The organism is Microbacterium sp. F51-2R, assembly GCF_052180235.1.
GTDB lineage: Bacteria > Actinomycetota > Actinomycetes > Actinomycetales > Microbacteriaceae > Microbacterium.
Window position 1 is genome coordinate 3,523,058 of sequence record NZ_CP197470.1, and the last position, 25,177, is coordinate 3,548,234.

The 25,177-nt window shown below is 71.4% G+C and carries 23 protein-coding genes and 2 pseudogenes; 18 read left to right on the forward strand and 7 right to left on the reverse strand.

Annotated features, from left to right (window positions below; genetic code table 11):
* Window positions 1-54: 54 nt before the first annotated feature.
* Together ACSBPH_RS15425 and ACSBPH_RS15430 are read left to right on the forward strand one after the other, a co-directional pair.
* Complete coding sequence (locus tag ACSBPH_RS15425) at window positions 55-423, forward strand: YciI family protein (protein WP_442575197.1); 369 nt, start codon at window positions 55-57, stop codon at window positions 421-423.
* Window positions 420-1,730, forward strand: coding sequence for an RNA polymerase sigma factor (locus tag ACSBPH_RS15430; RefSeq protein WP_442575198.1), 1,311 nt, complete (start codon window positions 420-422; stop codon window positions 1,728-1,730). Before ACSBPH_RS15425 ends, ACSBPH_RS15430 begins: the two co-directional genes overlap by 4 nt.
* 53 nt (window positions 1,731-1,783) lie before the next feature.
* Here ACSBPH_RS15430 and ACSBPH_RS15435 read toward each other — a convergent pair whose 3' ends face one another.
* Entirely contained in the window at window positions 1,784-3,712 is a 1,929-nt protein-coding gene (locus ACSBPH_RS15435) for an anthranilate synthase family protein (protein ID WP_442575199.1), read from the reverse strand.
* Window positions 3,713-3,889: 177 nt separating this feature from the next.
* The gene (locus ACSBPH_RS15440) at window positions 3,890-5,122 is read right to left on the reverse strand and encodes a low temperature requirement protein A (protein ID WP_442575200.1); all 1,233 of its coding nucleotides are present in this window, start codon (window positions 5,120-5,122) and stop codon (window positions 3,890-3,892) included.
* An 87-nt stretch (window positions 5,123-5,209) separates the two neighbouring features.
* On the opposite strand from ACSBPH_RS15440, the gene ispG reads away from it, so the two are divergent.
* Complete coding sequence (gene ispG, locus ACSBPH_RS15445) at window positions 5,210-6,361, forward strand: flavodoxin-dependent (E)-4-hydroxy-3-methylbut-2-enyl-diphosphate synthase (RefSeq protein WP_442575201.1); 1,152 nt, start codon at window positions 5,210-5,212, stop codon at window positions 6,359-6,361.
* Window positions 6,362-6,391: 30 nt separating this feature from the next.
* Here ispG and pcp read toward each other — a convergent pair whose 3' ends face one another.
* A complete protein-coding gene (gene pcp / locus ACSBPH_RS15450) occupies window positions 6,392-7,027 on the reverse strand; it encodes a pyroglutamyl-peptidase I (protein ID WP_442575202.1) in 636 nt (211 codons plus the stop codon).
* Window positions 7,028-7,160: 133 nt separating this feature from the next.
* Between pcp and ACSBPH_RS15455 the strand changes: the two genes are divergently transcribed.
* Both ACSBPH_RS15455 and ACSBPH_RS15460 read left to right on the forward strand, forming a co-directional pair.
* Entirely contained in the window at window positions 7,161-8,960 is a 1,800-nt protein-coding gene (locus ACSBPH_RS15455; protein WP_442575203.1) for a proline--tRNA ligase, read from the forward strand.
* A 184-nt stretch (window positions 8,961-9,144) separates the two neighbouring features.
* A pseudogene (locus tag ACSBPH_RS15460) lies at window positions 9,145-9,480 on the forward strand (alkaline phosphatase PhoX); the annotation flags it as partial.
* A gap of 98 nt (window positions 9,481-9,578) precedes the next feature.
* Here ACSBPH_RS15460 and ACSBPH_RS15465 read toward each other — a convergent pair.
* Window positions 9,579-10,079: a pyridoxamine 5'-phosphate oxidase family protein gene (locus ACSBPH_RS15465; protein ID WP_442575204.1), complete on the reverse strand. Its 501-nt coding sequence runs from the start codon at window positions 10,077-10,079 to the stop codon at window positions 9,579-9,581.
* A gap of 112 nt (window positions 10,080-10,191) precedes the next feature.
* Here ACSBPH_RS15465 and ACSBPH_RS15470 point away from each other — a divergent pair, with 112 nt between their 5' ends.
* The gene (locus ACSBPH_RS15470; RefSeq protein ID WP_442575205.1) at window positions 10,192-12,027 is read left to right on the forward strand and encodes a lipase family protein; all 1,836 of its coding nucleotides are present in this window, start codon (window positions 10,192-10,194) and stop codon (window positions 12,025-12,027) included.
* A gap of 33 nt (window positions 12,028-12,060) precedes the next feature.
* Here the strand turns inward: ACSBPH_RS15470 and ACSBPH_RS15475 are convergent, their stop codons facing one another.
* Window positions 12,061-12,915, reverse strand: a complete 855-nt coding sequence (locus ACSBPH_RS15475) for a DUF1206 domain-containing protein (protein ID WP_442575206.1) — start codon at window positions 12,913-12,915, stop codon at window positions 12,061-12,063.
* Between the two features lie 188 nt (window positions 12,916-13,103).
* Here ACSBPH_RS15475 and nusA point away from each other — a divergent pair, with 188 nt between their 5' ends.
* From nusA to rbfA, 5 genes and pseudogenes are all read left to right on the forward strand, one after another.
* Window positions 13,104-14,093: a transcription termination factor NusA gene (gene nusA, locus ACSBPH_RS15480; RefSeq protein WP_442575207.1), complete on the forward strand. Its 990-nt coding sequence runs from the start codon at window positions 13,104-13,106 to the stop codon at window positions 14,091-14,093.
* Window positions 14,094-14,140: 47 nt separating this feature from the next.
* Window positions 14,141-14,287 (forward strand): annotated as a pseudogene (locus ACSBPH_RS15485) (YlxR family protein); the annotation flags it as partial.
* 3 nt (window positions 14,288-14,290) lie between these two features.
* Window positions 14,291-14,413, forward strand: a complete 123-nt coding sequence (locus ACSBPH_RS15490) for a hypothetical protein (RefSeq protein WP_442577348.1) — start codon at window positions 14,291-14,293, stop codon at window positions 14,411-14,413.
* Between the two features lie 57 nt (window positions 14,414-14,470).
* Window positions 14,471-17,278, forward strand: coding sequence for a translation initiation factor IF-2 (infB, locus tag ACSBPH_RS15495; RefSeq protein WP_442575208.1), 2,808 nt, complete (start codon window positions 14,471-14,473; stop codon window positions 17,276-17,278).
* 56 nt (window positions 17,279-17,334) lie between these two features.
* Window positions 17,335-17,769, forward strand: a complete 435-nt coding sequence (gene rbfA, locus ACSBPH_RS15500; RefSeq protein ID WP_442575209.1) for a 30S ribosome-binding factor RbfA — start codon at window positions 17,335-17,337, stop codon at window positions 17,767-17,769.
* Between the two features lie 143 nt (window positions 17,770-17,912).
* Here the strand turns inward: rbfA and ACSBPH_RS15505 are convergent, their stop codons facing one another.
* Window positions 17,913-18,779 carry an A/G-specific adenine glycosylase gene (locus ACSBPH_RS15505; protein WP_442575210.1) on the reverse strand — a complete coding sequence of 289 codons (867 nt, stop codon included), beginning with the start codon at window positions 18,777-18,779 and terminating at the stop codon, window positions 17,913-17,915.
* A gap of 105 nt (window positions 18,780-18,884) precedes the next feature.
* On the opposite strand from ACSBPH_RS15505, the gene ACSBPH_RS15510 reads away from it, so the two are divergent.
* The 3 genes from ACSBPH_RS15510 to ACSBPH_RS15520 are packed head-to-tail and all read left to right on the forward strand — an operon-like array spanning window position 18,885 to window position 20,835.
* Window positions 18,885-19,571: a uridine kinase gene (locus tag ACSBPH_RS15510; protein WP_442575211.1), complete on the forward strand. Its 687-nt coding sequence runs from the start codon at window positions 18,885-18,887 to the stop codon at window positions 19,569-19,571.
* Window positions 19,571-20,470 (forward strand): tRNA pseudouridine(55) synthase TruB, encoded by a 900-nt coding sequence (gene truB, locus ACSBPH_RS15515; protein ID WP_442575212.1) that lies wholly within the window; start codon window positions 19,571-19,573, stop codon window positions 20,468-20,470. Before ACSBPH_RS15510 ends, truB begins: the two co-directional genes overlap by 1 nt.
* Window positions 20,467-20,835, forward strand: coding sequence for a hypothetical protein (locus ACSBPH_RS15520; protein WP_442575213.1), 369 nt, complete (start codon window positions 20,467-20,469; stop codon window positions 20,833-20,835). The genes truB and ACSBPH_RS15520 overlap by 4 nt, the downstream gene beginning before the upstream one ends.
* A gap of 3 nt (window positions 20,836-20,838) precedes the next feature.
* On the opposite strand, the gene ACSBPH_RS15525 is transcribed toward ACSBPH_RS15520, so the two are convergent.
* Window positions 20,839-22,032 carry a peptidoglycan DD-metalloendopeptidase family protein gene (locus ACSBPH_RS15525; RefSeq protein ID WP_442575214.1) on the reverse strand — a complete coding sequence of 398 codons (1,194 nt, stop codon included), beginning with the start codon at window positions 22,030-22,032 and terminating at the stop codon, window positions 20,839-20,841.
* Between the two features lie 193 nt (window positions 22,033-22,225).
* Here ACSBPH_RS15525 and ACSBPH_RS15530 point away from each other — a divergent pair, with 193 nt between their 5' ends.
* The 4 genes from ACSBPH_RS15530 (at window position 22,226) to deoC (ending at window position 25,164) form a co-directional block, all read left to right on the forward strand.
* Window positions 22,226-22,681 (forward strand): hypothetical protein, encoded by a 456-nt coding sequence (locus tag ACSBPH_RS15530; protein WP_442575215.1) that lies wholly within the window; start codon window positions 22,226-22,228, stop codon window positions 22,679-22,681.
* Window positions 22,678-23,643, forward strand: coding sequence for a bifunctional riboflavin kinase/FAD synthetase (locus ACSBPH_RS15535; RefSeq protein ID WP_442575216.1), 966 nt, complete (start codon window positions 22,678-22,680; stop codon window positions 23,641-23,643). The genes ACSBPH_RS15530 and ACSBPH_RS15535 overlap by 4 nt, the downstream gene beginning before the upstream one ends.
* A 55-nt stretch (window positions 23,644-23,698) precedes the next feature.
* Entirely contained in the window at window positions 23,699-24,073 is a 375-nt protein-coding gene (locus ACSBPH_RS15540; RefSeq protein WP_442575217.1) for a hypothetical protein, read from the forward strand.
* An 83-nt stretch (window positions 24,074-24,156) separates the two neighbouring features.
* Window positions 24,157-25,164, forward strand: coding sequence for a deoxyribose-phosphate aldolase (gene deoC / locus ACSBPH_RS15545; RefSeq protein ID WP_442575218.1), 1,008 nt, complete (start codon window positions 24,157-24,159; stop codon window positions 25,162-25,164).
* Window positions 25,165-25,177 lie beyond the last annotated feature (13 nt).

A 25,177-nucleotide genomic window follows, 5' to 3' on the forward strand; every position in this document is an offset into this window, starting at 1 on the left:
GTTGCCCGTTCGCTGATGTGGTGAAACGGTTCCCCTGACGAAAGGACCACGACCGTGAAGTACGTGATCATGTTCACCTCGACGCCGGAGCTCGACGACGCGGTTCCGCCGGAGCGCGCGCAGGAGGTCTACACCCGCGTCTACCAATGGTTCCAGGAGCACGACGCGAAGATCTCGGACGGAGGCGCCGAGCTGCAGCCCGTCCATACGGCGACGACAGTCACCCATGGCTCCGACGGACCTGTCGTCGCGGACGGGCCGTTCTCGGAGGCCAAGGAGGTCATCGGGGGCTTCAGTGTGCTCGACGTCGCCGACCTCGACGAGGCCATCGCGATCGTGCGCACGTGGCCCATGCTCGACCTGCCGGGCACGTCGGTCGAGATCCGGCCGATGGTGACCGACTACAGCCAGTTCGAGCAGTGACGGCCGAGGTCCCCACGACTCCTCCCGGCGACGCAGCAGCGACGCGGGAAGCATCGGAGCGTGGGGGCCTTCCCGGCGCGGTCGACCCTCCCGCAGGCGGCGGCGAGGCACATGCGGCGTCGGATTCCGCGCTCGCGCGGGTCGTGCGGGAGGAGTCGGGCCGAATCGTCGCAGCGCTCACAGCGTCGCTCGGCAACCTCGATCTGGCGGAGGAATCCGTCGCCGAGGCCGTCGAGGAGGCGCTGCGGGAGTGGCGGGTGCGCGGCATCCCTCCCCGTCCCGGAGCCTGGCTCACCCAGGCGGCGCGACACAACGCGCTCGACCGGATGCGCCGCGACAGGCGCTACCGCGAGAAGCTCGCGCTCCTCGCCGGCGCGACTGTGCCGACGGCGGGCGAGGTCGACGAGCGGCTGCCGCTGATCTTCGGATGCTGTCACCCCGCGCTGTCGCCTGACGCCCAGCTCGCGCTCACCCTGCGTGCCGTGTGCGGGCTGACGACGGCGCAGATCGCGCGGGCCACGTTGGCGTCGGCCACGGCGGTCGGCCAGCGCATCGTGCGGGCCAAGCGGAAGATCGGCGCCGCAGGGATCCCGATCCGGATTCCGGAGGGCGACGATCGAGCCGACCGGCTCGACCTCGTGCTGACCGTCGTGTCGGTCATGTACAGCGAGGCGCATCTGGTCGCAGGGCGGGACGCGGCGGCCGACCGCGACCTCGCCGACGACGCGCTCTGGCTGTCGGGGGTCGTGGCCGCTGCGCTGCCGCGCGAGGCCGAGGCGCACGGTCTGCATGCGCTGCTGCTCTTCCATCGGGCGCGCGAGGGGGCGAGGGCGGTCGACGGCGAGCTCGTGCTGCTCGGCGATCAGGATCGCGGCCGGTGGGACGCCGCACTTCTCAGCGAGGCGCACCGCACTCTCGAGAGCGCCGCGCGACTCCGACGCTCCGGGCGGTGGCAGCTGCACGCGGCGATCGCCGCGTGTCACGCGGATGCCTCGTCGTCGGCCGCGACCGACTGGCTCCAGGTACTGACGCTCTACGACATGCTGCTGCGCTACGACCGGTCGCCCGTCGTGCGCCTCAATCGCGCCGTCGCCCTCGCAGCGGTCGAGGGGCCCGTCGAGGCGCTCGCGGAGGTCGACTCCCTCGAGTCCGCGCTCGCCGGATACCACCTGTGGCACGCCGTCCGCGCGCACCTCCTGCGTCTTCTCGGACGCGACGCGGAGGCCACTGCAGCCGACCTCCGCGCGCTCGATCTGACGGACAATCAGGCCGAGCGACGCCTCATCGTGGCGCGCCTCGCCCGTTGACCCGCAGCCATCCGGTCTCCCGCGCTCCGACCGGCTCCGCGACCCGACCGGCGTCAGGCCCCGACGGGCGTGAGGGCGTGGGCCACGAGGTGCTCGAGGGTCGTCATGCCATCGCGCGAGAGGATCGACTCGAGGTGACCCTGCACCGACGCGAAGCCGGGTCCGCGCAGCGCGTACACATCGCCCGTCTCGGCGTCGGCCGAGACCTCCGCCGCGCCGACCCGGGTCGTGCCGGGCGCGATGCGCGCCGTGAAGGTGTTGTAGAAGCCGATCGACGCGGGCTCGCCGAAGACGTCGACCGTCTTCTGCAGGCCCTGGTGGGGGCGGGCCAGCGGTGCGAGGTCGATGCCGAGCGAGTCCGCCAGGATCTGGTGGCTGAGGCAGACCGTGAGCAGGGGGCGGCCCGAAGCGCGGCGCCGGGCGACGAGGTCGCGCATCCGGCGGATGCGGGGGCTCGACGCGTCGCGCGGGTCGCCTGGCCCCGGCCCGCACACGACGAGCTCGGCGGCATCGACCTGCTCGTCGGTCACGGCGCTCCACGGCACGATCTCCACGGCGAGTCCGAGGTGGCGCAGCTGATGCGCGAGCATCGTCGTGAAGCGGTCCTCGACGTCGACGACGAGCGCCGAACGGCCGGCGAAGGGCCCGTCGCCGTCGGCAGCCTGCGGATTGAGCCAGAACGCCGCGAGACGCGCGTTGCGCGATTCGAGCAGCGCCGCGATCTCGGGGTCGTCGGCGAGCCGCACGGGCTCGGCGGCCGGGGCATCCTCATCGATCTCGTCCACGATGACGGGGACCGGGGTGTCGCGCGCGATGGCGCCGATCGCTCCGAGCACCCCGGCGGCCTTGCCGTGCGTCTCGCCGACCTCGCCGTAGGGGTCGGAGTGGCGCACGAGGGTCGCCCCGACCGGCACGCGCAGGCGGCCGTCGACGAGGTACGCGGTGCGGATGAGGATGGGCGCATCGAGGTCGTGCGTCGGCTCGCCGGCGGCCACGGCATCCGTCCGCGGCGTGAACAGCGCGGCCACGCCGGAGTAGTACCCGCGCGGTGTGCGCTCGTGGCGCGTGATGACGGTGCACGCGTTCTGCATCGGCGAGCCCGTCACCGTCGGGGCGAACATCGTCTCGCGCAGGATGTCGCGCGGGTCGAGGCGGCTGCGACCGCGCAGCACGTACTCGGTGTGGGTGAGTCGCGACATCTCCTTGAGGTGCGGCCCGGTGATCCGTCCGCCGTCCGAGCAGACGGCGCTCATCATCTTCAGCTCCTCGTCGACGACCATGAAGAGCTCCTCGGTCTCCTTGGTCGACTCGAGGAACTCGCTGAGCGTCTCGGCCGTCGCTCCGCCCTCAGGGTGGCGGAAGGTGCCCGAGATGGGGTTCATCGTCACGACGCCGTCCCGCGCGCTGACGTGCGCCTCGGGGCTCGCGCCGACGGCGATGTGGCCGGGGGTCACGATGGCGAACGTCCAGTAGGCGCCCCGCTCGTACTCCAGGAGCGCGCGGAACCACGTCAGCGCGGTCGTGCGCGCATCGGCGTCGACGGTCGCGGTGAAGTCGCGGCGGATGACGAAGTTCGCGCCTTCGCCGCGTCCGATCTCGTCGGCGATCACCGTGCGGACGATGTCGGCGTACTCGTCGTCGGCGATGTCGAAGCCGGCGTCCTGCAGCGGCACGGGTGCGGTCGGAAGCGCGTCGAGGGCCTCGTCGCGGGAGAACGACCGGTGCGCGTCGACGATCAGGCAGCGAAGCGGCGCGTGGTCGTCGTGGCATTCGAAGCCGCGCTCGACGACCTGGCGGAACGGCACCAGGGCGAGCACCTCCCGCGGCACGCCCGCGGAGTCCGTCAGCGGGATGTCGGCGAGGCGCTCGACATCGGCGATCCCGCCCGTCAGCAGCTCGACGGTCGCACCGTCGCGTGCGATGAGCGCGAACGAATCCGCCTCCGCGAGCGCGGCGGTGAGGGGAGAGGGGCTAGCAGTCATCGCCGGCCTTTCATCGGGTCGGGCGGTCGCTCACACAAGAAAGACCGCCCTCGGGCGGTCTGTCGTCTGGGAACGCGAACACACCGCCGTCAGCGGGCGGGCCACCACAGGGTGAGGTTCGCGGACATGCCGTCACGATAGCAGAGCGCACGGATGCCGCGTCCCGGCATCCTCCCGTCAGACGCCGTTGCGGGCGAGAGCCGCCTCCTGGTGGCGGTAGCCCACGGTCTCGTAGCCGATCACGATGACGAACGGCGAGGCCGCCACGAGCAGCAGGGACGTGCCGATGGATGCCCCGGCCGCCGCCGCGACGACGCTGAGCGCGAGCACCGCGACCCCCGCGAGGAAGAGCGAGAGGTGGAACGCGTCGAACACCTTCAGGAGCGCCGTGTAGAGGGTGAACAGGAAGACCTCGAAGGCGAGCACGGGGATCGCGACGGCGATGAGCGCGAACGCGGCGTCGACGTGCGCCTCGTGCGAGATGACCTGCGCCGCGACGTGCAGGCCGGTCCCGACGCCGATCAGCGAGGCGTAGACGAAGATGTGCCCGTAGCCCCACACGAATCCGCGCTCGCGGTAGCGGTGGAGGATGCGGCCGCACGGCATCAGGAAGTACACCCACCACAGGCCGAAGACGAGGGCCGTGCCGGCGAACGCGACGAGCGCGGCCTCGAACGTCCAGCCCTGCTCCTGCACGACGGCGGAGATCGCGAGGATCGTGCCGAGGACGATCTCGCCGAGCGTGATGATCGTCAGCAGCCCGTAGCGCTCCGCGATGTGGTGGCCGTGCCAGGGGGTGCCGCCGTACTTCGTCTCGGCGAAGACGGGGCCCGCGAGCTCGAACACGACGAGCACCCCCACGACCGCGACGGTGGGCACGAGGGGGAGGTTCACGAAGATGAGCGCGATCCAGAAGACCTGCGCGATCGAGATGTTGATCGCGTAGGCGAGCGCCGTCTTGCGATGGACCGGATCGTTCTTCGCGGCGCGCAGCCAGAGGGCGACCGCCGCGACGCGCATGATGACGTAGCCGGCGACGAGCACGCTGGTGTCGAGGTGCTCGCCCGACGCGAGCGACTCGAAGACGGGCGGCACCCCGAGGGCGAGGATGAGCACGCCGACCATCTCGACCATCGTCGCCAGGCGGAAGAAGACGTCGTCGTTGTCGTACGCCGACGCGAGCCACGAGTAGTTGATCCAGGCCCACGTCACGGCGAACGTGCAGAACAGGAAGCCCGTCAGCGCCGTGCCGATGTCGCCGATCTCGAGGTGGTGAGCCGCCCCCGCCGAGATCTGGCTGAACGCCACGACGAAGGTGAGGTCGAAGAGGAGCTCGAGGGGTGTCGAGGCCCGATGCGCCTCGTCGGGATCGCGCCCCGTCATCCGGCCGAGGTGGTGGCTCAAGCTCATGCGGGGCAAGATACCAGCGCCGGGCGACGCGTCGCCGCGGCATCCGTTCCCAGCCTCGCGTCACGTGCGCGGCGTAGGCTGTCAGCCGTGCCTGCAGTGAATCTCGGGATGCCGAAAGTCCCCGAAGTCCTCGCCCCTCGACGCAAGACCCGTCAGATCAGGGTGGGCAAGGTGCTCGTCGGCGGCGATGCGCCGGTCAGTGTCCAGTCGATGACCACGACGCCGACGACGAACATCAACGCGACGCTCCAGCAGATCGCCGAGCTGACCGCATCGGGCTGCGAGATCGTCCGCGTCGCCGTGCCGTCGCAGGACGACGCCGACGTGCTGCACATCATCGCGAAGAAGAGCCAGATCCCGGTCATCGCGGACATCCACTTCCAGCCGAAGTACGTCTTCCAGGCGATCGACGCCGGGTGCGGCGCGGTCCGGGTGAACCCCGGCAACATCCGCAAGTTCGACGACCAGGTCGGCGCGATCGCCGCGGCGGCGAAGGCGGCGGGCGTGTCGCTGCGCATCGGCGTCAATGCCGGATCGCTGGACCGGCGTCTGCTGGAGAAGTACGGCAAGGCGACGCCCGAGGCTCTCGTCGAGAGCGCGGTGTGGGAGGCGTCCCTCTTCGAGGAGCACGACTTCCACGACTTCAAGATCTCGGTCAAGCACAACGACCCGATCGTCATGGTGAAGGCGTACCGGCTGCTCGCCGAGCGCGGCGACTGGCCGCTGCACCTCGGCGTGACCGAGGCCGGCCCGGCCTTCCAGGGCACGATCAAGTCGGCGACGGCCTTCGGCATCCTCCTCGCGGAGGGCATCGGCGACACGATCCGCGTCTCGCTCTCGGCGCCCCCCGCCGAAGAGGTCAAGGTCGGCCACCAGATCCTCCAGTCGCTCAACCTCCGCGAGCGCAAGCTCGAGATCGTGTCGTGCCCGTCGTGCGGGCGCGCGCAGGTCGACGTCTACTCGCTCGCCGACAGCGTCACCGAGGGGCTCAAGGACATGACCGTGCCGCTGCGGGTCGCGGTCATGGGCTGCGTCGTCAACGGCCCCGGCGAGGCGCGCGAGGCCGATCTCGGCGTCGCATCGGGCAACGGCAAGGGCCAGATCTTCGTGAAGGGGCAGGTCATCAAGACCGTTCCCGAGGCCGAGATCGTCGCGACCCTGATCGAAGAGGCCAACCGCATCGCCGCCGAGATGGGCCCCGAGGCTCCGCTCGGGACCGCGCAGGTCGTCACCGCCTGACGCGTCGGCGAGCGGGTCCGACCCGGTCGCTCAGTGCAGCGTGCCGCCGGCGACGACAGCGTCGGTGTCGGAGTCGATCGTCGTGCGGACCGCGGTCCGCAGCGCCTCGGCGATCACGGCGAGCGGGAGCGGTCCGACATCGCCCGACGGGGCGTGCTCGGAGGACCACGGCACATGGATGAAGCCGGCGCGGCGCGGTGCCTTCACGATGTCGAGCGCCGTGAAGAACACGTGGTTGCAGACGAAGGTGCCGGCGCTGTGCGAGAGCTCGGCGGGGATGCCGCGCGCGACGAGCGCGGCGGTGACCGCCTTCACCGGCAGCGTCGAGAAGTGCGCTGCGGGAGCGCCCGTGATGCACGGGACATCGATCGGCTGGGCGCCGGCATTGTCGGGGATCCGGGCGTCGATGAGGTTCACGGCGACCCGCTCGACGCCGATCGCGCTCCGGCCTCCCGCCAGGCCCGCGGCGATCACGATGTCGGGCTCGTGCTCGGCGATCAGCTCCCGCAGGCGGGATGCCGACCCGTCGAAGGTCACGGGCAGGATCGCGGTGACGAGCTCCTCGGGGCCGTCCCACGTCTCGCCGACCAGACGGACGGCGTCGCAGGACGGGTTGGCCGCGTCTGGGCCGAACGCCTCGAACCCGGTGAGCAGCACGATCGTCACGGTTCTCACCCTATGCGGCGGGTTCGGCCCGCGGGGCTCCGCCCCACACCCCTGGCTTGCTGACGCGCTCCTCCTTGTGGGGCTCCGCCCCACACCCCTGGCTTGCTGACGCGCGCCCCTAGACTTGACCCTCGTGGTCACCCGTCTGTCGAAGTTCTTCCTCCGCACGCTCCGTGAAGACCCCGCCGACGCCGAAGTCACGAGCCACAGGCTGCTCGTGCGCGCCGGCTACATCCGGCGCCAGGCGCCGGGCATCTTCGCGTGGCTGCCGCTGGGCCTGCGGGTCAAGGCGAAGGTCGAGGAGATCATCCGCGAAGAGATGGCGAACGCGGGCGCCTACGAGGTGCACTTCCCGGCGCTCCTGCCGCGCGAGCCGTACGAGATCACCAACCGGTGGGAGGAGTACGGCGACGGCATCTTCCGTCTGAAGGACAGGAAGGATGCCGATTATCTCCTCGCTCCGACCCACGAAGAGGTCTTCACCCTCCTTGTGAAGGACCTCTACTCGTCGTACAAGGACCTGCCCCTGACCATCTACCAGATCCAGGACAAGTACCGCGACGAGGCTCGGCCGCGCGCGGGACTCCTGCGGGGCCGCGAGTTCACGATGAAGGACGCGTACTCCTTCGACTACACCGACGCGGGACTCGACGCGAGCTACCAGGCGCAGCGCGACGCGTACGAGCGCATCTTCCAGCGGCTGGGCCTGGAGTACGTCATCGTTCAGGCGGATGCCGGGGCGATGGGCGGATCCCGCTCCGAAGAGTTCCTGCACCCGACGGCGGTCGGTGAAGACACGTTCGTCCGCTCGGCGGGGGGCTACGCCGCCAACGTCGAGGCGTACACGACCGCCGCGCCCGAGCCCATCCCGTTCGACGGCCTGCCCGAGCCCGTCATCTTCGACTCGCCGAACACGCCGACGATCCAGACGCTCGTCGACCACACGAACGCGCATCTCGCGGCGCCCGCGCCGGGGATCGCAGGACCCGCGACGGCGGATGCCTCGGAGTGGACGGCCGCGCACACGCTCAAGAACGTCGTGCTCGCCCTCACGCACCTCGACGGCACGCGCGAGCTCGTGGTGATCGGCGTCCCCGGTGACCGCGACGTCGACGACAAGCGCGTCGAGGTGGCGTTCGCCCCCGCAGCGGTGGAACCGGCCACCGAGGACGACTTCGAGAACAACCCGCTCCTGGTCAAGGGCTACATCGGCCCGTGGTCCGAGACCGGCCCGATCCTCGGCGAGGAGTCGGCCACCGGCATCCGCTTCCTCCTCGATCCGCGCGTCGTCGACGGCACCGCGTGGGTCACGGGCGCCAACATCGACCAGAAGCACGTGCACTCCCTCGTGGCGGGCCGCGACTTCACCGGCGACGGATTCGTCGAGGTCGCCACCGTGCGCGACGGCGACCCCGCGCCCGACGGCTCCGGCCCGGTGTCTCTCGCCCGCGGCATGGAGATCGGTCACGTCTTCCAGCTGGGCCGCAAGTACGCCCAGGCGCTCGGGCTGCAGGTGCTCGACGAGAACGGCAAGCTCGTCACCGTGACGATGGGCTCGTACGGGATCGGCGTGACCCGCATCCTCGCGATCATCGCGGAGCTCAACAACGACCCGAAGGGCCTCATCTGGCCCGAGTCGGTGGCCCCGTTCGACGTGCACGTCGTCGCGACCGGCAAGGACCCCGTGGCCTTCGAGCTCGCCGAGACGATCTCGTCGAAGCTCGAGGCATCCGGACTCGATGTCGTCTACGACGACCGCGCGAAGGTCTCGCCCGGAGTGAAGTTCGCGGATGCCGAGCTCATCGGCGTCCCGCGCATCCTCATCGTGGGCCGCGGCGCGGCCGAGGGCCAGGTCGAGCTCTGGGACCGCCGGTCGGGCGACCGCGAGGTCGTCGCGGTCGACGACGCGGTCGCGCGACTCAGCGCGCGCTGAGCCTCACCTCGCCGGATGACGGCGAGGGCCTGACGGGTTCGCGACGCCGGGCCGGCGCGCCCTCGAACTGTGCTCACGGGGGCCTCGTCCAATGAGACCTTCCGCCAGGTCGCGGTCGCGGCACTGTCGCGCCGCGCCCTCCTGGGTCTCGGTGCGGCCGGTGCCGTAGCACTGACGGCCGCCGCCGTGCGCGGTGGCGTTCGACTCCGCGGGCGATCTGTGGATCTCGACCGACGGCGCGCCGGGCACGATCGGCTACAACGACGGCCTGTTCAAGGTCACCCTCGAAGGACCATCCCGCGGGCGCGTCGAGCAGTTCCTCGCGGTTCCGCGGGAGGCCGAGACGTGCGGCCCCGTCATCCACGACGCCGAGGGCCTCGTCTTCGTCGCGGTGCAGCATCCCGGTGAGAACGGCTCGTTCGTGTCGCAGACGTCGCTGTTCCCCGACTACGGGTCGTCGGCCCCGGGCGACGTGCCCAACGCGCCGCGACCCTCCGTCGTCCAGGTCTTCCGGGCCTGATCACCGAAGGCGCGGCACCCCCACGGGTGCCGCGCCTTCCGCCTGCGCGACGGGCGGCGCGGCGAGTGGCTGCGTGCGCACCGAGTCCGGCGGCGCGGTCAGCAGCTCAGCTGACCGTGCGTCATCGTGTCGTCCGGGGTGTCGTGGGTGACGAGCGCCGTGACCATCTTCGCCGCCATCGCGATCTTGCCGGCCGCGGGCTCCCAGAACTCCGCCTCGACGGGAGTCACGCGCAGCAGCGCGATGCCCGGCGTCTGGAGCCCGTCCTCGAACCAGATGTCGAGCGACGCGGTGTAGAGCTCCTCCATCTTCGCGCGGTCGTGGATGACCCTCGCGCGGCCCGCGACGGAGACGAACCGCATGCCCTTGGCGTCGACGTATGAGAGCGCGACGTCGTGGTCCGCCTCGATCTCGTCGACCTTCTTCGTGTCGTCCGCGGTGAAGAACCAGATGTCGCCGCCGTCGTCCATCTGCCGCGTGCTCATCGGTCGCCCGACGAGATTCCCCGCGGCGTCGACGGTCGTGAGCATCGTGAAGTCGATGTCCTCGACGAGCTCCTTGATCCGTGCGGCCGCTTCCATTCCCGTGACTTCGCTCATGCTTCGAGGGTCGTGGATCGACGGATGCCTCGACAGGTCTTGACAGATCGTCCGGCCCTCGCTCCGCCGAGCCTCGGCGCCGGAGCGGTCGCCGCGTGCGTAGCATGACCCGGTGAGCGAGTCGGCACGCGCGGGGCGCAGATGGCTGCGCTGGAGCGTGCTCCCGCGCGTGCTCTCGGGCGCACCGCCGCAGCTCATGCTCGTCGTCGGCGTCTTCATCGTGACGCTCGCGCTCCTCATCGTCGCGCGCCCCCTCACCTCGCTCCTGCTCCTCGGCCTCTACGTCGGGATCAGCGCCATCATCTCGGGTGTCATCGAGCTCGGGACGAGGCATCCGTCGCCGTCGTGGTGGACCCGCGTCGTCTCGGTGCTCTGGATCGTCCTCGGCCTCGCGGTGATCGTGTGGCTCGGCCGCAGCATCGAGCTGCTGCCGGTCGCCCTCGCGATCCTGCTCGTCGTGGGCGGCCTCGCCTCGCTCGGCGACGCGATCTTCGGCGGTCCTCTCAGCCGGCGCGTGCTCGCGGCGGCCTGGGGGATCGCGCAGATCGGCTTCGGCATCCTCTCGCTCACGTGGCCCGTCGTCACGGTCCTCGTGGTGGCGGTCGTCTTCGGTCTGCGGATGCTGGTGTTCGGCGGCACGCTCGTCGCGCGCGGGCTCCGCAGGCTCCTCGGCCGGGGTTCGTCCCCCGGCGACGGCGCGCCGCGCGAGCCGTCGCGGGCGTCCCGCGCGTGGGCCGCCGTCGGACGCTACGCGCTCGCTGTCGTCCTCATCGCGGTGACAGTGACGGGATGGTGGGTCGACGACTGGCTGGAGCGCGGCGCCCCCGTGGTCGACTCGTTCTACGAACCGCCCGCGCAGGTGCCCGCCGAACACGGCCGGCTCATCCGCGTCGACGACTATCCCGGCAGGGATCCCGCGGGCGGGGAGGTCAAGCGCATCCTCTACACGACGCGCGATGCACTCGATCGGCCGGCCGTGGCCAGCGCCCTCGTCATCGTGCCGACGGCGCCGCACTCCGGCCCGCGCGATGTCGTGTCGTGGAACCACGGCACGACGGGGGTCGCGCGCGGCTGCGCCCCGAGCCTGCGCGACGATGCCGCGACGAAGTGGGCGATCCCCGCGCTCGAGGACGCCGTCGCGAAGGGGTGGGTCGTCGTCGCCTCCGACTACGCGGGGCAGGGCGCGCCGGGGGTCTTCCCCTACCTGATCGGGGCGGGGGAGGCGAAGTCGTCGCTGGACGCTGTTCTCGCGGCGGGCGAGATCGACGGACTGTGGCTCTCGCGCGAGATCGTCGTGTGGGGCCACTCGCAGGGCGGCCACGCGGCGCTGTGGACGGAGCCCATCGTCGCCGACTACGCGCCGACCCTCCGGGTCAAGGGCACGGCCGTGCTCTCACCCGTCACCGACACGACGGCGCTCGCCGAGGAGCTCACCAAGAGCGACACGAACGCCCTCCTCTCGATCGTCATCGCCTGGGTGCTGGTGCCGTACGCCGACACGTATCCCGAGATCCGGCTCGACGACTACGTCACTCCCGGTGCGCGGCTGATCGTGCGGGAGCTCACGCAGCGCTGCCCGTCCGAGCCGAGCGCCGTCGTCTCGGTCGTCGCCGCGCTCGGGGTGTCGGAGAACACGCCCCTGTACACCGCCGACCTGACGACCGGCGCCTTCGGCCGCCGGCTCGCCCAGAACGCCGCGAAGGGCCCGTGGGAGGCGCCCGTGCTGCTGACGTGGGGGACCGACGACGAGGTGATCCCGCCCGATCTGCAGGAGCGTTTCGTCAAGACCGCGTGCGCCCAGGGCACGCGGCTGCGCTGGGTCATCATGCAGGGGTACGACCATCTCGGAGTGCTCCTCCCGTCGTCGCGCTTCCTGCCGACCCTCGTGCGCTGGACGGACGCGAGGTTCACGGGCGCCGACGATCCGGTCGACGACTGCCACCGCTGACCCGTGGGCGACTCCCCGCGCTGACCCGCCGGGTCAGATGCGCGCGTAACGCGCGCGGAACGCGCAGAACACCGCGTACGCGAGGAAGCCGACCCCGACGAGCCCCGCGATCCAGTGGCCGACCGGCAGCGCGAGGAGCGCCCGCATCGCGCCGTCCAGGCCGGCCGCGGTCTCGGCGTCGACCTGCACCGCCGCCATCACGAGGAGCACCCCGACGACGATGAGCGCGAGGCCCTTCGCGATGAACCCGACGATGCCCAGCCCCTTGATGGTCGTCCCCAGGGCGCCGTCCGGCACGTCGATCTTCTTCTCGAAGCTGCGGAGCACCCCCATCACGACGAAGGCGACGCCGCCCCCGCCGATCGAGAGCCCGATGAGGCCGAGCAGGTAGGGGCCGCCGGGGAGCGAGAGGATGCCGCGGCTCACGATCTCGACCGCTCGGTCGCCGCTCGGCCTCGCGCCGGCGGCGACGGCCGCCGCGATCAGCCCGAGCGCGACGAACACGACCGCCTGGCCCCATTCCGCCAGACGCCGCCCCCATTTGCGGATCGTGCCCTTCGTCGTGATCGTGCCCTCCGCGCCGTCGCGCGCGTCGTGCGCGAGCAGCCCCTCGGCGGCGTGCCACGCCCCGAGCGCGCACAGCGCGATGCCGAGCGCCCACAGGGCCGCGAACCCAAGGGGTGCCGACGCGATCGCCTTGAGCGCCCCCGCCTGGTCGCTCTCGCCCTTGCCGCCGAACGCGAGGATGAGGGCGATGATGCCGACGAGGGCGTGGACGACGCCGTTGGCGACGTAGCCGGCCCGGGCGAGCCAGCGAAGGGCCGGACTGTCCTCGACCTTGCGGGCGGCGTGCTTGGCGTCCGCCTTCATCTCGCCCGGTCTGTCCACACCGGCCAGCCTAGGAAGAGGCTGCGGCGGTCCGAAGGACTTGACGAAGCGGATGGCGCGTGCCGCCGAGCCGCTGCGACCGCCAGCGCCCTCCCAGCCCGCGGAACGAGGCATCCGGTAACGTAATGGGGATGCCGAGGGCCGTGTCGCCCTCGTCGAGAGCTGAATAGGGAAGAGGAGAGATCATCGTGGACATCGATCTCGGACTGCTGCGGACCGTCGAGCGTGAGAAGGAGATCCCCTTCGAAGAACTGGTCGGCATCATCGAGCAGGCGATCCTGACCGCCTACGCCAAGCACACTTCCCCCACCGGAGAGCTTCCCGCCGGCGCCCGCGCGCAGCTGGACCGCAAGACCGGCCATGTCGCCGTCTTCATCCCGCTCCTCGATGAGGAGGGCGTCGTGATCGGCGAGGAGGAGTCCACCCCCGAGGACTTCGGCCGCATCGCCGCGTTCGCCGCCAAGCAGGTCATCAGCCAGCGACTGCGCGACATCGCCGACGACGCCGTGCTCGGGGAGTTCCGCGGCAAGGAGGGCGACATCGTCGCCGGCGTCGTGCAGCAGGGGCCGAACCCCCGCATGGTGCACGTCGACCTCGGCACGGTCGAGGCGATCCTCCCGCCCGAGGAGCAGGTCCCCAGTGAGGACTACGCCCACGGGGCGCGTCTGCGCGTCTACGTGACCTCTGTCTCCAAGGGTGCGAAGGGCCCTGCGATCACGGTGTCGCGCACGCACCCGGGCCTCGTGCGCAAGCTCTTCGCCCTCGAGGTTCCCGAGATCGCGTCGGGTCTCGTCGAGATCGTGTCGCTCGCCCGCGAGGCGGGGCACCGCACGAAGATCGCGGTCAAGGCCAACGACCCGACCATCAACGCCAAGGGGGCGTGCATCGGCGAGCTCGGCCGGCGCGTGCGCGCCGTCACCGAGGAGCTCGGCGGCGAGAAGATCGACATCGTCGACTACGACCCGGAGCTGGCGAAGTTCGTCGCGAACGCGCTGTCTCCCGCCAAGGTCACCTCGAGCTTCGTCCTCGACGCGTCCAGTAAGGCCGTGCGCGCGCTCGTCCCCGATTACCAGCTGTCGCTCGCCATCGGCAAGGAAGGGCAGAACGCCCGCCTGGCCGCCAAGCTCACGGGCGCCAAGATCGACATCCAGCCCGATTCGATCCTCGAGGACGCCTGACCGGGGGCGTCCCGCCGGTCGGCTTCGACTCAGCGTCGGGGTGTAAGATGATTCCCGTACGAACGTGCGTCGGATGCCGCACGCGTGCTTCCCGCTCCGCCCTGCTCAGGGTGGTCGCCATCGATTCCGTGCTCGTCCCCGACGAGCGCGCGGTCCTGCCGGGAAGAGGCGCGTGGGTGCACGAGACTCCCGAGTGCATGGATGCCGCGATCCGGCGCCGTGCCTTCGTGCGGGCACTCCGTGTGTCAGGCCCGCTTGACACGCAGACCATCGAGAAACGGCTGAATGGCTATGGAAACAAAGTGAACGGCTCGAAATGAGACCCGTCCGCGACTAATGGTCTGCCCTGTCTGGGCAGACCCCAGACAGGAGAATTTGTGGCTGCCAAACCACGCGTGCACGAGATCGCTTCCGAACTCGGCGTCGACAGCAAGGTCGCTCTGGCCAAGCTGAAGGAACTCGGCGAGTTCGTCAAGAGCCCCTCGTCGACCATCGAGCCCCCCGTGGCTCGCAAGCTCCGCGCCGCCCTCGAGGCGGACGGTGCTGCCAAGCCCGCTGCTGCCGCTGCGCAGACGCCGGCTCCTTCCGCGCGCCCGGCCGGTCGTCCCGGCCCCGTGCGCCCCGCGGCTCCCGCCGCGCCTGCCGCACCCGCGGCTGCTGCTCCCGCGGCCCCCGCCCGCCCGGCGGCGACTCCCGCTCCGGCGACGCCGGCGGCCGCTCCCGCGCCCAAGGCACCCGAGCCGGTCGCTCCCGCGGCACAGGCTGCCCCCGCCGCTCCCGAGGCCCCCGCGGCCACGCCCGGCGCCCCCAAGCCCGGCGCCGCAGGCCCCACCCCGCAGGCACCGCGCCCCGGTGGCGCGCCCCGTCCGGGTAACAACCCCTTCGCCTCTAGCCAGGGGATGGGCCAGCGTCCGGGCGGTCCTCGCCCCGGCAACAACCCCTTCGCCTCGGCGCAGGGCATGGGGCAACGCCCCACGCCCGGCAACATCCCGCGCCCGCAGGCGCCGCGTCCCGGTGCTCCGCGCCCCGGCGCGCCGCGTCCCGGCGGCGCCGGTCGCCCCGGCGGCGGCGGTCGTCCCGGCGCGCCGTTCCAGCAGCGTCCCGGCGGTCCCGGTCGCCCCGGTGGCGGCGGCGGTGGCTTCCAGCGCCCCGGCGGCGCCCCCGGCACAGGAGCGCCCGGCGGCTTCGCCGGTCGCCCCGGTGGTGGTGGCGGTCGCGGCCGTGGTCCCGGCGGTGGCACCGCCGGCGCATTCGGCAAGGGCGGCGGCAAGTCCAAGCAGCGCAAGTCGCGTCGCGCGAAGCGGCAGGAATTCGAGATGCGGTCGGCGCCGGTCGTCGGCGGCGTCAACGTCTCGAAGGGCAACGGCGAGATCATCCGCCTGCGCCGCGGCGCATCGATCGCCGACTTCGCCGACAAGCTCGAGGCCCTGCGCGGCTACACGGTCCAGCCCGGCACGCTCGTGACGATCCTCTTCAACCTCGGCGAGATGGCCACGGCCACCGAGTCGCTGGACGAGGCGACGTTCGAGGTGCTCGGCGCCGAGCTCGGCTACAAGATCCAGATGGTCTCGCCCGAGGACGAAGACAAGGAGCTCCTCGAGGGCTTCGGTCTCGACCTCGAGGCCGAGCTGGAGGCGGAGAACGAGGATGACCTCGAGATCCGGCCTCCGGTCGTGACCGTCATGGGTCACGTCGACCACGGTAAGACGCGACTGCTCGACGCCATCCGTCAGACCAACGTGGTCGCAGGCGAGGCCGGCGGCATCACGCAGCACATCGGTGCGTACCAGGTCTGGACCGAGCACGACGGCATCGAGCGCGCCATCACCTTCATCGACACCCCCGGTCACGAGGCGTTCACCGCCATGCGTGCCCGTGGTGCGCAGGTCACCGACATCGCGATCCTCGTGGTCGCCGCCGACGACGGCATCATGCCGCAGACGGTCGAGGCCCTGAACCACGCGCAGGCGGCAGGCGTCCCGATCGTGGTCGCGGTGAACAAGGTCGACAAGCCCGAGGCGAACCCCGCCAAGGTGCGCCAGCAGCTCACCGAGTACGGCCTGGTCGCCGAGGAGTACGGCGGCGACGTGCTGTTCGTCGACGTCTCGGCTCGCCAGAACACCGGCATCCAGGACCTCCTGGACGCCGTGCTCCTGACGGCGGACGCGGGTCTCGACCTCACGGCGAACCCGAACAAGGACGCCCGTGGTGTCGCGATCGAGGCGAAGCTCGACAAGGGCCGCGGCTCCGTCGCCACGGTGCTCATCCAGTCCGGCACGCTGCGCGTCGGCGACGCGATCGTCGCAGGCACGGCCTACGGCCGCGTCCGCGCGATGATCGACGAGAACGGCGACGCCGTCGAAGAGGCCTACCCCTCGCGTCCCGTCCAGGTGCAGGGCCTCAACTCGGTCCCGCGCGCCGGCGACACGTTCATCGTGACCGAAGAGGACCGCACGGCCCGCCAGATCGCCGAGAAGCGCGAAGCGGCCGAGCGCAACGCCCAGCTGGCCAAGGCCCGCAAGCGCATCTCGCTCGAGGACTTCACCCGCGCTCTCGAAGAGGGCAAGGTCGAGTCGCTCAACCTCATCATCAAGGGCGACGTGTCGGGTGCCGTCGAGGCGCTCGAGGAGTCGCTCCTCAAGATCGAGGTCGACGACTCGGTGCAGCTGCGGATCATCCACCGCGGCGTCGGCGCGATCACCGAGTCCGACATCAACCTCGCGACGATCGACAACGCGATCGTCATCGGCTTCAACGTCCGTCCCGACACGAAGGCGCGCGAGCGCGCCGCGCGTGAAGGTGTGGATGTCCGGTTCTACTCGGTCATCTACAACGCGATCGACGATGTCGAGCAGTCGCTCAAGGGCCTGCTCAAGCCCGAGTACGAAGAGGTCCAGTCCGGTGTGGCCGAGATCCGCGAGGTGTTCCGCTCCTCGAAGTTCGGCAACATCGCCGGTGTCATCGTCCGCTCCGGCACGATCACGCGCAACGCCAAGGCGCGCGTCATCCGCGACGGCGTCGTCATCGCCGATGGCCTGGCCATCGAGTCGCTGCGTCGCTTCAAGGACGACGTCACCGAGGTCCGTACGGATTTCGAGGCCGGTATCGGCCTCGGCAAGTACAACGACATCCAGATCGGTGACGAGATCGAGACCACCGAGTTGATCGAGAAGCCGCGCGGCTGATCGAATTCCAGTGAGGGGCGTCTTCGGACGCCCCTCATCGGTTGAAAGGAACACCTATGGCCAGCGAACGTCAAGCACGCCTCGGCGACCGCATCCGCGTCATCCTCGCGGAGCGCCTCGAGAAGGGTCTGCGCGACCCCCGTCTCGGCTTCGTGACGATCACGGATGTGCGCGTCACGGGCGATCTGCAGCACGCCTCGGTCTTCTACACGGTGCTGGGTTCCGAAGAGGAGCGCAACGCCTCCGCCGAAGCGCTCAAGTCGGCCACCGGGATGCTGCGCTCCGAGGTCGGGAAGCACCTCAACGTGCGTCTCACCCCGACGCTCGAGTTCATCCTCGACGCCATCCCCGAGAACGCGGGGCACATCGAAGACCTCCTGCGCGAAGCGCGCGAGCGCGACGCCGCCGTGGCGGGCATCGCCGCGTCGGCGGACTACGCCGGCGAGGCCGACCCCTACCTCAAGCCGCGCGAGCTCGACGACGAGGAGTGATCCTCGCCCGACCGCACCGTCGGCGATCACCACAGCGCCGGACCAGGAACGCCTTCCCGGTCCGGCGCTGTGGTTTTCTCCGACGGTGTGGCGGGTCACCGGCGCCGGCGCCGGCGCCACGGCGGCGCCAGGACGGACGTGCGTCAGCGGGGGAGTCGCAGGAGACCGTCGGATGCCTCGGCGAGGCCGTCCGCGATGAGCGAATCGATCGCGCGGTCGCGCTGGCGGGCATCCGGCCAGTCCGGCACGACGTCCTCGAGCGGGACGGCGTGGGACGCGGCATCCCGGAGCACCTTCAGCACGGCGCCCCGCGCCTGCCGGTCGCTTCCCTCGTAGCGCGCCTGCCGGCGACGCTGGTCGCCCGTGTCGGGATAGCCGGCGAGGCGCCAGGCGCAGCGGTCGGCGAGCGGGCACTGCTCGCACCGGGGTGCGCGCGCCGTGCACACCGTCGCGCCGAGCTCCATCGCCGCCGCGTTCACGACGGCGGCGTCGGCGTCGTCGAGGGGGAGGACGGCGTCCATCGCGGCGAGGTCGCGGCGCGAGGGCGGCCCGGGCTGCGACCTGCCGTCGACCGCCCGCGCGAGGACGCGCCGCGTGTTGGTGTCGACGACGGGATGCCGCTCGCCGAACGCGAAGACCGACACGGCGCGGGCCGTGTAGTCGCCGATCCCGGTCAGTGCCAGGAGCGCGTCGACGTCGCTCGGCACGACTCCGCCGTGCAGATCGCGGATCTCCCCGGCCGCCCGGTGCAGCCACAGCGCGCGCCGGGGGTAGCCGAGATTGGCCCACTGCCGCACGGCCTCCGCCGGGGCATCCGTCGCGAGAGCCGTCGGAGTCGGCCAGCGCTCGAGCCACGCCCGGAGGTGGGGCACGACGCGGTTCACCGGCGTCTGCTGCAGCATGAACTCGCTCACGAGCACGCCCCACGCACCGAAGCCGGGCTCCCGCCAGGGGAGCGCCCGCGCGTTCTCGCGGTACCACGCGATGAGCGGCGCGGCGAGATCGGGCATGCCGTTCAGCCTAGGTCGCACACGGCCGCGCGCAGGCCGGGCGCCGCGGCTCGGTGCCCGGGCGCCGCGGCTCGGGGCGGGGATGCGCCGCCGTAGGCTGGAGGCATGCGCCTGCCCACGACGCCCGCCACGACGCTCTGGCGGGAACTGCGCGACGAGGTGCGCCAGCACTACCGCGCCGGCCGCGTCATCGTCGCCGTCGACGGCATCGACGGGGCGGGCAAGACCGTCTTCGCCGATGGCCTGGCCGCGGTGTTCGCGGAGGACGGCTCGTCCGTGTTCCGCGCGAGCATCGACGACTTCCACCGTCCTCGCTCCGAGCGCTACGCGCGCGGCCGCACGTCGCCGCAGGGCTTCTACCTCGACTCCTTCGACTACGCGACGTTCCGCCGCGTGCTCATCGACCCCTTCCGCGCCGGACGCCAGACGGCGGCGACGACGGGGTTCCAGCTCGCGGCGTTCGACGTCGACCGCGACGCCCCCATCGAGTCGGCGTGGGTCACGGCGCCGCGCGACGCGGTGCTCATCGTCGACGGGATCTTCCTGCATCGGCCGGAGCTGCGCGACCTCTGGGACTGGTCGGTGTGGCTCGACGTCCCCGTCGACGTCGCCTTCCAGCGCATGGCGGAGCGCGACGGCAGCGACCCCGACTTCCTCGCGCCGTCGAACGCGCGCTACCGCGACGGCCAGGACCTCTACCAGCGCGCGGCCGATCCGCGCGTCGCGGCATCGGCGATCGTCGACAACACCGACTTCGCCCACCCCCGACGCGTGTATGAGGACTTCTGCTGATGGCGGGAGAAGCGCCGCGCCCCGGCATCCTGCTCGTCGACAAGCCCGGGGGGATGACGAGCCACGACGTCGTCGCACGCGCGCGCCGCGCGTTCGGCACGCGCAAGATCGGCCACGCGGGCACGCTCGACCCGATGGCCACGGGACTCCTCGTCCTCGGCATCGAGGGCGCGACACGCCTGCTGACCTTCGTCGTGGGCCTCGACAAGACGTATCTCGCGACGATCCGGCTCGGCGTCTCCACCGACTCCGACGACGCCGACGGCACGGTGACGGCGGAGGCGGATGCCTCGGCCATCCCGTCCGAGGCGATCTACGCCGCGCTCGAGCCGCTGCGCGGCGCGATCTCGCAGGTGCCCAGCCGCGTCTCGGCGATCAAGGTCGACGGCAAGCGGGCCTACGCCCTGGCCCGAGAGGGCATCGAGGTCGAGCTCGCCCCGCGCGAAGTCGTCATCAGCCGCTTCGACGTGCTCGCCGAGCGCCGTGAGGGCGCCGTCATCGACCTCGACGTGGTCGTCGACTGCTCGAGCGGCACCTACATCCGCTCTCTCGCGCGCGACCTCGGCACGTCGCTGGGGGTCGGCGGGCACCTCACGGCCCTGCGGCGCACGCGCGTCGGTCCGTTCGGCATCGAGGGCGCGGCATCCCTCGACGCCCCCGCCGCCACCCCGCTCCTGGCCCCCGCCGCCGTCGCGGAGGCCGTGCTCGGCCGGTTCGACGTGAGCGCCGACGAGGCGCGCGACCTGCGCCACGGAAAGCGCCTCGGGGGAGCGGCGGCACGGCTCGCGGGCCCCCGCGCTGCGGCGATCGATCCGGACGGCGTGCTCGTCGGGATCGTCGAGCGGCGCGCAGCCGACGTCAAGAGCGCCATGAACATGCCCGAGGAGCAGCGCGGATGATCCTGTGGTTCACCTACGTCGAGGTCGCCGTCGCGGTCGTCGCGGGCCTCGTGTGCCTCATCCTCGGTCTCATCGGCCGTCGCCCCAGCGACTGGACGGTCGGCGCGCTCGCGCTGGTCGAACTCCTCCTCATCGTGCAGGTAGTCATCGCGATCGTCGCGCCGCTCGCCGGCAATCCGCCGACGGGGTCGCTCCTGGAGTTCTGGGTGTACCTCGTCTCGGCGGTGCTGCTGCCACCGCTCGCGGTCGGCTGGGCGCTCGTGGAGCGCAGCCGCTGGAGCACCGTCATCATGGGCGTCGCGGCGCTCGCGATCGCCGTCATGGTGTGGCGCATGCAGGTCATCTGGACCGTCCAGGTCGCGTGACGCTCAGCTTTTGACGAGGTAGGCCGCGCTCACCCATCCCGTCCTGCCCGCGTACGACACCTGGCGCCAGTCGCCGCTCGTGGCGAGGATCGACCCCACTTTCGCGCCCTGCGGGATGACCAGGATGATGGCGGCCGTGGTGGAGGGTGCGGTTCTCAGCCTGAGGGGCGCGGTCGTGACGTAGGTCGACGGCGGCTGGGGCCTCGTCGGTGAGACGTACGCTGCCGACACCCAGCCGGACTGGGTGCCGACGGTGACGGGGATGAAGCTCCCCGAGACCGCGCCCGGCACATGCGTCATCGCCGTGCCCTGCGCGAGCACCCGGATGATGGGGGCCGTCGTCGAGGGACCGGTGCGGAAGTTGAGCGCCGTCGCGGCGTAGTAGGTGCACGTCGCGGGCGGAGGCGTCGCCGTCACGGCGCTGGCCGACGCGTACAGGTCGACCCCTCGAGGCTGGAGGAAGCCGGCGGCGTTCAGCGCCTCCGACCCGCTGGCGCTTGCCTTCCACAGCTCGAGGTGGAGGTGGCTGCCGGAGGAGACGCCGCTGCTCCCCACCTCGCTGATGCGCTGGCCCGCCTCGACATTCTGGCCGACGGCCACCTGCGTCGTCGCCGACCAGATGTGCATGTAGACCGAGGTGTACTGGGCTCCGTCGATGACGTGGCGCACAGAGATGTAGCCCTCTCGCGAGCTCGTGCCGCTCACCGTCGCCGTCACGACACCGGCGGCGATGCTGTAGATCGGTGTGCCTGTGCTCGCGGCGAGATCGACCCCGTAGTGGTATGTCGATCCGCCCTGGACCGGGATGCAGCGCGGACCGAAGTTCGAGGTCAGGAAGTAGGTCTTCGCGGCGACCGGAAGGCGGAAGCCCGCCGCCGGCGACGGTGCGACGCCAGTCTTCTGGATCGGTGTCGCTGTGGATGTCGGCGCAGGCGGGGGCGTGATCGCCGGTGTGGCGGCAGCCGTCGGCGTCGGCGTCGGCGCAGGAGTCGCCGTGGATGCGGTGGTGGGGGCCGGGGTCGGGCTCGGCGTGGTGGGGCCGGGGGTCGGACCCGGGCCGGGTGCCGTCGTCATGGAGGACCCGGACACGGCGGCGCCCGAGACCGCAGTCGCGGAGGCGGCGGGGGCGGTGAGGCTGCCGAGCACGAGAATCGCAGCGGCGACGCCGCCGAGCAGGGGTATGCGGATCGATCGCATGAGAGTCCGTTCAAGAGAGGTGGACAGGAACGGTGCGGTCCGGTTCCGTTGCTCTGAATGCTGGCATCTCGCCCGCGCAGCCATGTACTGGCTTCTCTACTGGCTTCGGGCGGCGGTCCCGCACGGTGTCGGCATCCGGCTCGGGGGCAGACCTCGGGCCGGGGCCGGGCGGTGCGGAATAGAATCGACGGCGATGTCTTCCCCCACCACCCGCCCCCGTCGCATGACGGGCGTCGGCCGTGTGCTCGTGATCGTCTACGCGATCATGGCGCTCGGCGCGACGGGTCGCTCCTTCGTCCAGATCGTCGAGAAGTTCGATCAGGCGCCGCTCGCGTACACGCTCTCGGCGCTCTCGGCGGTCGTGTACATCGTCGCGACGCTCGCCCTCGTCTTCGCGGGGAGCCGCCCCTGGTACATCGTCGCGTGGATCGCCATCGGCTTCGAGCTCGTCGGCGTCCTCGTGATCGGCACGCTGAGCGTGCTGCTCCCCGAGCTGTTCCAGCATCCGACCGTCTGGTCGCTGTATGGCGTCGGCTACCTCTTCATCCCCCTCGTCCTCCCGTTCTTCGGCATCTGGTGGCTCATCACCCACCCTCCCGTCACCGAGAGTGCGCAGACGGATGCCGCGACCCCCGCGGTGGCGTCATGATGCTCTTCCGCGACCCGGCCGACGTGCCGCACGGCTTCGGCCCGTCCGTCGTCGCGATCGGCAAGTTCGACGGGGTCCACGCGGGCCATCGGGCGGTCCTCGAGCGCGCCCAGGTCGATGCCGCCACCGGCGGCGCGAAGGTCGTGGCGGTGACGTTCGACCGCAATCCGCTGAGCCTTCTCCGCCCCGACGTGTGCCCCGAAGACCTCATCGGCGTGACGCAGAAGGTGCAGCTGCTCGCCGAGACCGGGATCGATGCGACGCTCATGCTGCGCTTCGACCAGTCGCTGGCCTCGCTCACCCCGCGCGAGTTCGTCGAGCGGGTCCTGGTCGACGCCCTCGGCGCGCGCACCGTCCTCGTCGGGCTCGACTTCCGCTTCGGGCGCGGCGGCGCGGGCAACCCCGACGTGCTGCGGGAGCTGGGGGAGGAGCTCGGCTTCCGGGTCGACGTCATCGAGGACGTCCGCTCCCTCGACAGCGACCGCCGGGTCTCCTCGACCTGGATCCGCGAGCTCCTCGCCGCGGGAGACGTCGAAGACGCCGCGAAGCTCCTCGGCCGGCCCCACGCCGTGTGGGGCGAAGTCGTGCACGGCGCCAAGCGCGGCAGACAGCTCGGCTACCCGACCGCGAACCTCGCCCCCGACCTGGAGGGCTTCGTGCCCGCCGACGGCGTGTACGCGGGATGGCTCGTCGACGAGGGGTTCGCCGGCTCGGAGGAGCCGCGGCGCTCGACGCGGTACCCGGCCGCCATCAGCGTCGGCTCGAACCCCACCTTCGACGACGTCGCGGCGCGCCAGGTGGAGGCCTACGTCCTCGACGAGACCGACCTCGACCTGTACGGGCGCGTGGTCGAGGTGCAGTTCACGGCGCGTGTGCGGGGGATGGTCGCCTTCGAGGGGGTCGAAGCCCTCATCGCGCAGATGGGCGACGACGTCGCCGAGGTGCGCGCCCTGCTGTCCTGACGGCTCCGGCATCGGCGCCGTAGACCGCGCGCGGGACCGGCCATACGATCGACCCGTGGATGCCGCAGCCCTCCTCGCCGCCGCGGACGCGTCGGCGGCGCCCTCGGTCAACCTCTGGGGAGCCCTCGGATGCGCGGTCGCGTACTCCGCGTCGCTCCTTGCGACCCTCGACGCGTTCGCCGACTGGATCCTCGCCCGGGCCGACTCGCCCGCCGGCCGGCTCACCCCGGCGGTAGGCTTGAAGTTCGGATCGAAGATCGCGGCCGCCGCGATCGCCGTGATCGCCGCCGCGATCGTGCTGGCGCTGGACGAGAACTGGTTCGCCTTCACGAGCCTCACGATCGCGTTCGTGATCGTCGTCGCGATCGGCATCGTGGTGCTCGTGCGCCACGCGAGGATCACGGCGACACCGACGTCGCCCGGCGGATGACAAGTCCACCGCGGCCCGCAGATCCCAGGACGGGCGCCTCCTCCACCCCCGGAGCGCGACCCGACGCACAGAATGAGAGAACAATGAGCCGCACCGAGCTGCAGACGCTCCCGCAGCGCGCCGTCGAACTGCTCGGCGGAGAACCCGACGACACGACGCTGCGCCGCTACCTCCATGGCCTTCCCGGCGTCGACGCCGTGGGCCTCGAGCAGCGCGCGGCCGCCCTCGGCACCCGCTCGATCAAGACGACCTCGAAGGCGTGGGCCCTCGACAAGATCATCGAGCTCATCGACCTGACGACGCTCGAGGGCGCCGACACCCCCGGCAAGGTGCGTTCGCTGGTCGCGAAGGCGCTGAATCCGGATGCCTCCGACCCGACATGCCCGCGCGTCGCCGCCGTGTGCGTGTACGGCGACATGGTGCCCGCCGCCGTCGAGGCGCTCGGCGCCGCGCACGGCGATCCCGACGAGGGCGGCGTGAGCGTCGCGGCCGTCGCGACGGCGTTCCCGAGCGGCCGCGCGTCGCTGGAGATCAAGCTCGCCGACACGGCGGAGGCCGTGGCCTCGGGCGCGGACGAGATCGACATGGTCATCGACCGCGGCGCCTTCCTCGCCGGCCGCTACGGGCTCGTCTTCGACCAGATCGCCCGCGTCAAGCAGGCCTGCCGGCGCGCGGACGGCACGTCGGCCTCGCTCAAGGTGATCCTCGAGACCGGCGAGCTCAACACGTACGACAACGTCAAGCGGGCCTCGTGGCTCGCGATCCTCGCGGGCGGCGACTTCATCAAGACCTCCACCGGCAAGGTGCAGCCGGCTGCGACCCTCCCCGTGACGCTCCTCATGCTCGAGGTGGTGCGGGACTGGCACCGGGCCACCGGCGAGAAGATCGGCGTGAAGCCCGCGGGCGGCATCCGCACCTCGAAGGACGCCATCAAGTACCTCGTGACCGTCGCCGAGACGGTGGGCGAGGAGTGGCTGCAGCCGCACCTGTTCCGGTACGGGGCATCCAGTCTCCTCAACGATGTCCTGCTGCAGCGCCAGAAGCTCTCGAGCGGCCACTACTCCGGCGCCGACTACGTGACGATCGACTGAGGACCGGGAAGAA